At 42.8% G+C, this 10,970-nt stretch carries 10 protein-coding genes and 1 pseudogene; 10 read left to right on the forward strand and 1 reads right to left on the reverse strand.

Features of this window, described 5'->3' with window-relative positions; genetic code table 11:
- Both LCF57_RS07470 and LCF57_RS07475 read left to right on the forward strand, forming a co-directional pair.
- Window positions 1–542: pseudogene (locus LCF57_RS07470) on the forward strand (NAD(P)H-dependent flavin oxidoreductase); the annotation flags it as partial.
- Between the two features lie 191 nt (window positions 543–733).
- Window positions 734–994 carry a hypothetical protein gene (locus LCF57_RS07475; RefSeq protein WP_226000124.1) on the forward strand — a complete coding sequence of 87 codons (261 nt, stop codon included), beginning with the start codon at window positions 734–736 and terminating at the stop codon, window positions 992–994.
- 168 nt (window positions 995–1,162) lie between these two features.
- Here LCF57_RS07475 and LCF57_RS07480 read toward each other — a convergent pair whose 3' ends face one another.
- Window positions 1,163–2,440, reverse strand: coding sequence for an IS1380 family transposase (locus tag LCF57_RS07480; protein WP_226000125.1), 1,278 nt, complete (start codon window positions 2,438–2,440; stop codon window positions 1,163–1,165).
- Between the two features lie 433 nt (window positions 2,441–2,873).
- On the opposite strand from LCF57_RS07480, the gene LCF57_RS07485 reads away from it, so the two are divergent.
- From LCF57_RS07485 to LCF57_RS07515, 8 genes are all read left to right on the forward strand, one after another.
- Complete coding sequence (locus tag LCF57_RS07485; RefSeq protein ID WP_049825158.1) at window positions 2,874–4,943, forward strand: serine hydrolase; 2,070 nt, start codon at window positions 2,874–2,876, stop codon at window positions 4,941–4,943.
- Between the two features lie 470 nt (window positions 4,944–5,413).
- Window positions 5,414–5,641, forward strand: a complete 228-nt coding sequence (locus LCF57_RS07490; RefSeq protein ID WP_134912602.1) for a hypothetical protein — start codon at window positions 5,414–5,416, stop codon at window positions 5,639–5,641.
- Between the two features lie 427 nt (window positions 5,642–6,068).
- Complete coding sequence (locus tag LCF57_RS28115) at window positions 6,069–6,134, forward strand: hypothetical protein (RefSeq protein WP_407672911.1); 66 nt, start codon at window positions 6,069–6,071, stop codon at window positions 6,132–6,134.
- A 19-nt stretch (window positions 6,135–6,153) separates the two neighbouring features.
- The gene (locus LCF57_RS07495; RefSeq protein ID WP_226000126.1) at window positions 6,154–7,323 is read left to right on the forward strand and encodes a serine hydrolase domain-containing protein; all 1,170 of its coding nucleotides are present in this window, start codon (window positions 6,154–6,156) and stop codon (window positions 7,321–7,323) included.
- Between the two features lie 159 nt (window positions 7,324–7,482).
- On the forward strand, window positions 7,483–7,827 hold the full coding sequence (locus tag LCF57_RS07500) for a PadR family transcriptional regulator (protein ID WP_226000127.1): 345 nt from the start codon (window positions 7,483–7,485) through the stop codon (window positions 7,825–7,827).
- Complete coding sequence (locus LCF57_RS07505; protein WP_226000128.1) at window positions 7,820–8,374, forward strand: DUF1700 domain-containing protein; 555 nt, start codon at window positions 7,820–7,822, stop codon at window positions 8,372–8,374. The genes LCF57_RS07500 and LCF57_RS07505 overlap by 8 nt, the downstream gene beginning before the upstream one ends.
- Before the next feature lie 151 nt (window positions 8,375–8,525).
- The gene (locus tag LCF57_RS07510) at window positions 8,526–8,846 is read left to right on the forward strand and encodes an IS110 family transposase (RefSeq protein ID WP_226000129.1); all 321 of its coding nucleotides are present in this window, start codon (window positions 8,526–8,528) and stop codon (window positions 8,844–8,846) included.
- A 502-nt stretch (window positions 8,847–9,348) separates the two neighbouring features.
- Complete coding sequence (locus tag LCF57_RS07515) at window positions 9,349–9,954, forward strand: CPBP family intramembrane glutamic endopeptidase (RefSeq protein ID WP_226000130.1); 606 nt, start codon at window positions 9,349–9,351, stop codon at window positions 9,952–9,954.
- Window positions 9,955–10,970: the final 1,016 nt, after the last annotated feature.

Below are 10,970 nucleotides of genomic sequence, written 5' to 3' on the forward strand. Positions count from 1 at the left end.
CAATTGGAAGCGGCTGGTGTAGACGCAATTGTAGCCCAGGGAAGTGAAGCTGGGGGACATCGCGGCACATTCTTGAAGAGCGTTTCCGACACTCAGATAGGCACCATGGCTCTTGTTCCGCAGATCGTGGATCATGTAACAATTCCAGTCATCGCATCGGGAGGCATCATGGATGGAAGGGGGCTTATAGCAAGCCTCGCATTAGGAGCCGCCGCCGTACAAATGGGAACTGCCTTTCTGGCGTGTCCCGAAAGCGGTGCTCATACAACGTACAAACAGAAGATTCTTTCAGAAAATGAGGATTGCACCGAAATTACTCGCGTGTACTCTNAATTCCTGCCTACCCAATTCAAAACGCAATGACGAGGGACATTCGCCAGGCAGCTGCAAAAGCGAATAACCCTGAGTACATGTCACTCTGGGCGGGCCAAGGTCTTCGGTTAGCCACTGATCGCTCTGCCGCTGCAACTGTCAAACAGACGATCGATCAAGCAAATGTGCTTGTCAAACTAATCTTTAATCTTCGAAGAGTCGGAGACTAATACAATTAACTGGACATTACGCTAACGGGAAACGTTAGTGGAATAACCAGGGAGCAGATTGCCGTTGCAGCTGTTCCCTAGTTTTCATTGAAGTAACGGGCAGGATAGTTGAATATTAATTCCAGTGAACCGTATCATATGTAAATGAGATTTTTAAATATTGCGAAAAAAATGTATTGCGAGGTTTTTATATGGAGAAAATACATAATATTTTTAGTATCCTTATTGGTGAATTTAGAAATGATACACTTAATCACAATTTGACATTTGTGGTTGCGATTGCTGCGGGTTTATTAACAATCAGTGCTCTTGTTACAATTTTTATTTCATTGAACAAGCAGCATATAATTCAAAAATGCAAAGAACTTACATGGGATATAGAAGATATTATTAATGGAAATGGAAAAGATTACAATAAGTATGAGTTAAAAAGTAAATTCACTTTATCCTGAATTTCGAAAGCCCGTAACAGTAAGGAATCGAGAGACTCAGCGTTCGAAAAACCTGTAAGAATCAGGGATAATTTACAGGGGGAATATTCAAAAATTGATTTCCAGCATACAACTTCCCCCACCCAGAAGACCGGGCATCTGAATTTCCATGTTAGATTTTAGAAGTCTTCATTCTAGCTGGGCAATGCGGAATTCCATCCGTTTCCAGCTGTGGCGGTTTGTGAATATCTTCGCCAGTTTGAGGACGGTGGTTCGACTGTGACTCACCAGCGTTGCTGCACAGTGGAAGAATTCCAGACGAAACCTTGCATTGGTATAGCCCCTATGAACCGGTTCGCAGAGGTTATAGGCCAGCAATTTGACGAGCAGGTCGATTTCATTCGCTTCAAAAGAGCCGGTGGCGATTTTGTCGATGGAAAATCCGCGTTTGGCTTCCTTGATGTAGTTCTCCATACAACAGCGTTGGTTATAAAAGCGCCACAAATCGATGGATTCCCAATCCAGGTTCGTGACGATGGCCTCGTACTCCCAGTCGGTATCCAGCAGGAGACAAGCTTGGTCATCATCAACGACTTTTGCCTTGCGGATCACGGCGACCCGCCGAGGCTTTTTCCAAGACGTGGCTTGGTACCCAAGAGCGATGCCTTCAATGATCCAGTCTTCGTCCACGTAACGTTTCCAGTACCGGCAAGCGGCCACTTCTGTTGCCAAACGCTTTGTCCATTTCATTTTGCCCACGTATCCAATCTTCCGCCCCTCCCACATGGAATAGAAGTCTTCGCCGCCAAAACCTTTGTCAAACCGGGAATAGAGAACCTGATGCTGACCGAAGAGGTTAAAGGTCTCTTCCAGAAAAGGGACAGCCTCGGTGGAGGAGTGAACATTTCCTGAGCGGAGCACGGCATTCAGGCAAAGGCGGGACTGTCCCTCAAAAGCGAGCAAGGGGTGGTAGCTTTTTCGCCCCGGTTTATGGGCATTCACGCCTTTTGCTGCTTTGGCCTGATGGCCATAGACCGTCTCCACCGTCGAATCCAAATCAAGAATGAGCTTGGAAGGCAGACAAGGCCGGATCACTTCGAGGTTCACTTGCCGGAGTTCCATTCGAACATGGGGATTGGTTTTCCCCAGCCGATCCAGTTCTTTGTAGAGAAGGGAGTGGTGTGGACAGCGTCCTCCAAGAAACCGCTGAAGGAGAGAGTCCTTTTGCCATCGGCGAAAGTGAAAAAGACGCTCACAGCCGAGAACCCAGCCGACAATGAGATATAGCAGAATGCGATGCACGGAAAACAAGGCATTGTGTGCTTTGCCTCCGGCTAAGATTTGCAGCACCTGGCTCAGTTTAATTTTTTCGAGATAATCGAGGAAGATCTTGCTTCCTCCGATGCTTGTGGACTGATCCAGTGAAAATTCGGTCTTGATTTTATGGATGGGTGTGGTAGACTTCACCTAAAAGGTGCTCCTCTCTTTGGGTGATTTTGTTCTCGCAAACACCATTCTACCAAAGATTTGAGCCCTTTTTTTTGTTTTTTAATAGAAGGTTACTTTCGAAATTTAGGTTAATGTTTCCTATATTGTATGCGGAAGCCCCTTAGGAGTAAAAAAACGCTATGCCGGCCACATCCAAAGGCTTAGCGTATATTTTCGTTAAAATGTTGGCGGGACCCCAGGAAGCGCTTGAGTAGGGCCGTGTTTATCCGCAGTACAAGCATTGAAAATAATAGTGCAAAGGATCAGGTCGCTGCTGCGGTCTGATCCTTTTTTGCTTGACCTTAGTCTAGGTAATGAACTAGACGGAAGACTGTGTGGGGAAATAATCCATCATGTTATACTGAGAGGGCACTTCCAGCCTATACCAATTTCATTGAAGGAGAATTTTCTAATGCGTAAAAAAAGAGTTACAAAAGTGCTCGCTGTAACGCTAAGCACGTCTCTAGCTGTGACTTACTTGATTGCTTTGGTCGGAGGGCATAGTGTTAGTGCGGAACAGCCCCCTCTTAAGGGGCAAACAATCACAGCGATTCAACCTGCAGCTGTTCCTGCTGCTCCAAGCGGTCCGGTTGACCCCAAAGAAGTGGAGGCCTTCGCGGACAATTACTTTGGGGAAAGCTTGAAGAAGTTCAATGTCCCGGGTGCCATGTTCGTCGTCGTTCAGGACGGACAAGTAGTTTTATCCAAAGGATACGGGTATGCAAACAAAGAAAGCAAAACCCCAGTTGATTCCAATACCGTTTTTCGCATCGGTTCCATTTCTAAGACGTTTACGGCTGCGGCTGTGCTGCAGCTTGCTGACCAAGGGAAGATCAAGCTGGATCAGGACATCCAATCCTATCTCGGAGGTATCACAATACCCAATTCGACAGGTAAACCGCTAACTATGGAAAATATGCTGACCCACATGACTGGGTTCGATTTCCCATATGAAAAAGATGATGACGCCTCGCCCGATCTTCTTAATCAAGAGACTTCTCTTCGAGATTTCTTAATTGATCGAATGCCAACCATCGTCCGGACGCCGGGGGAAGCCTACCAGTATGACGATTATGCTTTTGCTTTGGCGGGATATGCCGTGGAACAAGTTACCGGGCTCCCTTTTCATGAATACATGGATAAAAACATCTTTCAGCCGCTCGGCATGAATTCTTCCCATGATCTTGTAACCCCAGAGCTTAAAGCCCGAATGGCTACAGCTTACGATCCGCAAGGCACGCCATATCCGGAGTATGGCATTTATCCTACGGACATGCCTCAGGGCGGAATGTTGTCCACCGGAAGCGATATGGCTAAATTCATGGTCATGCTTCTGCAAAAAGGAAAGGCCGGAGATCGGCAAATGTTAAGCGAACAAAGTGTTCAGCGAATGAGCAAGTTTTCCGTTTTCGCTCATCCGGCCATACCTATTACAAGCTATGGATTTGAAAGCATTTTCAATGAACTGTCGAATGGTCAGTATGTCGTCGGCAAAGGCGGGAACATCCCCGGATATGCCTCATGGATATGGCTACTGCCTGAGCGCAAAACGGGATTGTTCGTCATTTATAATAATGATTCCGAATTGCGCTCGGATTTGTATGCTGCCTTTATGAACCATTATTATCCGAAGAGCACCGAGACGCCTGAATCGGTATCACCTCTGACAGAACAGCAAGCCGCGCGTTACGTCGGATTATACAGAGACCTGCATACCCCGGCATTTGTGACTAGAATTACGTACAATAACGGACAACTTGTAGCGGAAGACAAATACAAATTGAGGAATGGCAAGACTACTTTGAAAAAGATAGATCCCTTGTTGTTTATGGATGACCACGGGAAGAAAATAGCATTTCTTGAACAAAAGGATGGCGGTATTGCTTATATGTACAGACCTACCAAATCACCGTTAGCCTATTCGCCCAAAATGCAGGAAAAAGCGCTGTTTTCCGATGTCTCGAAAGAAAGCCCCTACCAACCGTCTATTGAAAAGCTCCATTCGCTGGATATCATCAATGGAAGAGATGGGCGCAGCTTTGACCCCAAGGCACCCATGACCCGGGCGGAATTCATCACAATGCTGCTGCATGCTGTCGGCTATCCGCCCTCCAAATCGAAATCCGGTTACACGGATATCGAACACCATTTTGCGGTCAAAGAGATACAGGCGGCGGTCGAGCATCATTGGTTGGGGGAGGAGCCCGGAGGCCGATTTGAACCGGATCGCACGATAACTCGGGAAGAAATGGCCGTCATCTTAACGCGCATTCCTCTTCCATGGCCGCTTGGCGATGAGGTGCGATTGGCAGGGCAAACCGATGAATCGGCTATCAAGGCCGTAAGCAAGCTTGTTGCTGCCGGAGTTACGGATCCAGTCACAATAACCAATTCTGACGGTTCAGTCGATTTCCGCTCCAAAGCACCTTTGCTTCGCCAAGAAGCCTCCTTTTTCATTGACAAGGCTCTATTTGTTCCTTAATCTCTTATCGGCCGTTACAGCCGCATTCGCACCGTGACAGAAACTCCAATCATGACTAACTTGTTGTTTGCTTCCAGTTTCATCTTTCACTACCATCCTTTCTTCATTTGACGGATTGTAATATGAAGTGGACACCTGCTGGAAATCAATAAAAAAATGGCCCATGACCTGATTCGTGTAGAATGAAAGTTCCAACACCAGCATTCACACAAGGAGAATCAGTCCATGAGTTATTCACATCTTAGCCTAATCGAACGCAGCAAGCTAGAAATCCTGCATCAGCTGTCAGAAGAAAATAAAGTTGTAGACTAGAAAAAGACTGACGGTTCTTCCTTAAGCTAACGGGCAGAATAGTTGAATAAAATGTGGAAATATACTAATAGATTTCGTAATGACCTGATCGATGTGACGGCTACCGCAGAGCAAAGTATAAGGACAGCTACCGCGCAGGGCACGAAAGCAGTATTTTTTTGTATGAAGCAGCCACCAAAGTATTAAAGGCAGCGCAGATCGGCGGCAGGCTCCCGAACATCGCCGCCCTGCAAGCGGAATACAAAAGGCTTCAAGAGGAAAAGCTGTATACCGACTATGGGAAACTGAAAAAGCAGGTAAAGGAATACGACGTTATCAAGCGGAACATTGATGGGATTTTGCGACAGCCAAGAGAAGCCGAACGGCAAAAGGAAACTGAACGATAAGCACAAAAAAAGAACGGGGCGCGGCGGTCATTCATAGACCAACCGCACCCCGTTTTTACTATGGGTGTGTCACGCAGCAGAACGATGATTTTGAGGGAAAAGGTATAAAACCCTTGCTCCTCTCAAAACGCGTCCGGAAACCAGCACTATACAAGGGCCTATGCGCCCCTATTGCGTAACATCCCGCTGCTTCTGCTTGCGCTCGGCGGTTGTTGATACTGAATTTCTTTCAAAATATCTCTCGTTGAATAAAAAAATTCTGATATACTGTTGATAATTGAGATACTGTGTTGTACGATGTATATGCAGGAGGTAGGTGTGAAAGGCGGAACAGATATGACGAATATATGAAAAACAAACCAGTTAACAGAGTATTTTAAGGAAAAGAATTAATTTCCGGGATGCGAAAAAAAGAGGAATTTACCGCTTGTTAGGACAGAATGGCGTTGGTAAAACAACAATTATGAAGATGATTACAAACTTACAATATTAATAGAGAAGAGGAATTTCTTATGAAAATACGTAGTCAAATTACATTTGCAAGTCTGGCCCTTTTAATAACTGGAAGTTCCCTGCTATACACATTGCCAACCTCAATTGTAAAAGCAGAGCCCACTCAAAATGTATCTAGTTCGTTACAAACAACCACTCAACGAGATCATAATTCCGTCAAGCAAGCAATGCGGGATACATTGCAACTTGGATTCCCGGGGATACTTGCTAAAACTTCTGAGGGTGGAAAAACGTGGGGTTATGCCGCTGGGATAGCGAATCTGAGCACCAAGAAACCAATGGAAACAGATTTTCGATTTCGCATTGGCAGCGTGACGAAGACGTTCACCGCAACGGTTGTACTTCAATTAGCTGGAGAGAACCGCTTAAATCTAGACGACTCCATCGAAAAATGGTTGCCTGGTGTCATTCAAGGAAACGGATATAATGCTAAACAGATTACCATCCGGCAGATATTGAACCATACAAGTGGTATCGCTGAATACTCAAGGTCAAAAGACGCTGATTTTATGGATACAAAAAAATCGTATACGGCTGATGAAATAGTGAAGATGGGGATTTCTCTGCCCCCAGACTTTGTCCCAGGAAAGAGCTGGTCTTATTCAAACACGGGATACGTATTACTGGGTATTCTTATTGAAAAAGTAACCGGAAACAGCTACGCGGAAGAGATTGAAAAACGGATTATTGAACCGCTTGAATTGTCGGATACATTCCTACCTGGCAATTCAAGCGTTATTCCAGGCACCAAGCATGCTCGGGGATATTCCCAACCAGACGAAGCAAGTGAGATAAAAGACGTTACTTATTATAATCCAAGTGCAGGTAGCTCGGCTGGAGATATGATTTCTACTGCTGACGACTTAAATAAGTTCTTCTCTTCCTTGCTCGGTGGCAAATTACTGAAGGAACCGCAACTAAAACAAATGCTTACTACAGTTCCTGTAGGAAGATCAGGAATCGATGGATATGGTCTTGGAATCTCTGAATTTAAGCTTCCAAACGGTGTCTCGGTATGGGGGCACATAGGTGGCATTCTAGGGTTTTCTACTTTTGCAGGAGGTACACTTGGAGGCAAGCATACGTTGGTCGTCAGTTTGAACAGTTTGGGTAGAGATAACAGTCCTAATCCTTTTAAAAATATTTTACTTGCTGAATTTAGCAAATAGGAAAAAAGGAAAATACGGATAAATTTTGTCATAGTTTTTATAGTTAAAAATATACCTTTCTAGTTCAAAAGCCTCTGCGTTCGGCGGTTGTTGGTACTGAATTTACTATTGATAAATATAGTACTGTGTTGTACGATATATATGCAGGAGGTACAATACATGAATGTAGAAGATTGGAAATCACAAATTAAGCGAGGAACACTCGATTTCTGTATTCTATTGCTAATAAAGCAACGACCATATTATGGGTATGAAATCATAAGTAAGTTAGAGCGGTATCCTATTGTTGCTGCAAAAGAAAATACAATTTATCCACTGCTTAGAAGATTATTGAAAGAAGAATATATTTCTTCATCTTGGCAAGAAAGTACAGAGGGCTTGCCACCGAGAAAATATTATACCCTTACAGAAAAAGGAAACGAATACTTAAAAGTGATGTCCTTAGAATGGGATAATTTATTAACAGCTATATCAGAAATTAAAGGAGAGTTAGATTATGGATAAAATTATGAATGACTATCTTGTAAAAATTGAAAAGTATTTGAAATCTATGTCCGATTCCGAGCGTATTGACATTGTAAAAGAAATCAAAAGCGTAATGCTTGAATTGCAAAATAATGGTGTATCTTCTGAGCAAATCATCGAACGGTTAGGAAACCCAAAAGAATTAGCGACAGCATACTTAGGTGAAGCTATTTCAAAGAACAGTAAATTTAGTTGGCATAAATTCGGCGCAATATTTGCATTTTGTAGCAGCTTTGCAGGCGTCAGCGGTATGTTACTTTTGCCGTTCATCAGTACTCTTTCCATTGCTTTAATGGTTGGTGGAGTTATTACGCTGATAGGCGGAATTGTTAAATTTTTCGGGTATCTTATGGGATATGATATTGCCGGAATAACAATCGAAATGGGAGCATTTACACCAAGCCCAATGCAGTTCTTGCCAATTTCTATTGTGATTGGTGTGTTAATGTTTTGGCTCGGGAAAGTCTTATGGAAGCTTACTATTAAATATATACACGCAATTAGTCAGAAAAAGAAAACAGTGTAATAATATAAAGAACGGGGCGCGGCGGTCATTCATAGACCAACCGTACCCCGTTTTTACTATGGGTGTGTCACGCAGTAAAGCCCTTACCCCTCTCAAAACGAGAGCGGAAACCTGCGCTATACAGGGGCTTATGCACCCCTATCGCTTAACAATGCCCGTTGTTGTCCTTGAGGCAACCGGACATTACCATCGAAATCTGGTAGGGTATCTTAAACGCAGTGGATGGATTCATTACATCGTCAACCCCCTGCAAGCGAAACGATCGAAAGGCACACAGCTTCGTAAGGTGAAAACAGATGCAGCAGATGCTTGGCATTTGGCTGAGATGAATTACCGAGGGGACGTTAAAGCACACCGTAGCCATCGGAGTTCACGACTGGAGATGAGCCGGGTTACCGGGTCGTGCGGCTATCACAATTGGGCAAAAGAGCATTTCAAAATGGAGATTAGCTTTGTGTTTATGTATATTTAGTGGTCAAACTGTACTCTGTACATTGTACAGTTGATAAGACGACTCCTTGAACAGAAAAGTTGCGAATCGACGAGCAAAAGTTCTCTTTGGTCGCTCAAACATTTGGCTGTATTGTATACTGGATTCCGTATAGCGCATAACACGAAGTTGCCAGTTCTAAGAATTGTGGATCTTCTTCTGTTTCTGAAAGGAATTAGGCTTCGTTGAATTATCGGGGAACGATAGCACAAAGAAGAACACAGGCTGCCATAATATCGGCAGCCTGTTGAGCTAACGGGCAGTTATGTATGGAAAAATTACTATATAGACACTACACCACGATCCTGCCGCTGGGATGACATGCAACCAAACTAATGGGAGATATGCTAAATTTTTAGAGCGTCATTAACGTTCTATTTATCCGGATAAACGCCAATCCAAAATTACTTGTGGTATTGGAGTTACAGAACTATTTTTGGTAATATAAAACTATCAGCTGAAATTTATTAAAAGGAACAAAAAAATGACTAAAAGTAAACTTACTCACTTTATATTAATTTTTTATATGGGCTGGACAATTAAGGAGCTAACATTTCATCCCAAAATATCTGATTTGGGGCTTTATCTGATATCCTTCTTGATAAAATTGATTTTTTGGATCGGGCTGGTGGTCATTTATTTCATATATATTGATCGAGTAAGGCCGCAACAAATCATCGGCTACTTAAAATTAAAACACAATGTTATCAAGGGAGTATTTACAGGCGGAATTATTGGATTCTTATTGGTAGTAATTGAGCTTGCTATCTTTAAAGGTTTTAGTTTTGACATAGGAATCAGATGGATCATTACACCGTTAGCGGCGTTTTCTGAAGAAGTAGTGTTCCGGGGATTCATTATGAATAAACTAAGAGACCATCGGGTGAAGGGATATAACTTTATACAAGCGATACTTTTTATGGGGATACACTTTCCAATAGGTATTATTTCAGGATATTCACTTCTTAACTATGTGACCATATTTCTCGTAGGATACATTCTTGGATTTATATATAAAAAGACTTCTTCAATATGGGCTCCAACAATTGGACATTGTGTTTATAATATTCTTATTTATTTAAGGCAGTGATGTACCAATTCCTTTTAGGGCGGCAATCATTATTGCACTATCGGGGAATGAGAACTCAATTGCATAAGGGGGGGCAGAATGTGGAGAGATGCTCAACATGCTTGGAACCCAAACCAAAAAAAAAAATTAAACTATGGGCATACAGCGATATAAAAATACCGGATCAGGATTGGGAATTAGCTGTGAATTGCTTTGAAAACATACCGATGATATGCAGCTTTGTCGATGACGAAAAATGCAAACCTATTCATTTTTTCTAAGTAGCCTTTATGTTTTTACCGGTGATGTTGTTAAATCTGGAGAAGAGGAAGTTATAAAAGAATTGGCCTTACTATTAGAAAAGTGAGCAATTTCGCTAAGACTGAGCAGCTTAATGCCTGGATTGAACGCTCAAAACACCTTATACAACATCCAAGGGACTATAATTATGATTATTGGGGCCTGGGATCTAAGTACGTTGATAAATATTTGTATCCTTTTTTTACAGTTTAATATTCACGTTATAATGGTTCTGTTTAAGTGTATTTAGGTGAGCAGAGGCAGGGGGGTTGACGGGACCACTTAGTAGGTAAAACAATAAGACATCTCGTTGGAATGGTGGAGGAAAACCTTTATGTATAAACAATTTCGAAAAAATCCTTTATGGTTTAATATACTAGCTCTTACCACAGCAGTAATCGAATTTAGCAGCATATTTTTTGTGAGCAATGCCTATTGCCGAAGTGGTGCCCAATTCACTATGGCTATCTTTTGCTGTGCTTATGGAATTAAAGAGCGGAAGAATAACTCTAGAATTTCCATTGTCTTTTTTACTCTAGCAGCTCTTTTCGTTTTTGAATCATTGCTAACTTTGGGTACCTACTAGTCGTTTCCTGTTTCTGTAATGATTTTTATGAACAGCAAATACAACGCAGATTGTCGAGAAACCCCGTCTTTTTGAGACGCGGGTTCTTTTTCTTTACATAATAATGGTCTGGTATCTGGGAGAAACGGGGTGTTACCCCTGTTTCTCCAGG

This window comes from Paenibacillus sp. BJ-4, from assembly GCF_020404765.1.
In the GTDB taxonomy this organism is placed as follows: Bacteria; Bacillota; Bacilli; order Paenibacillales; family Paenibacillaceae; genus Paenibacillus.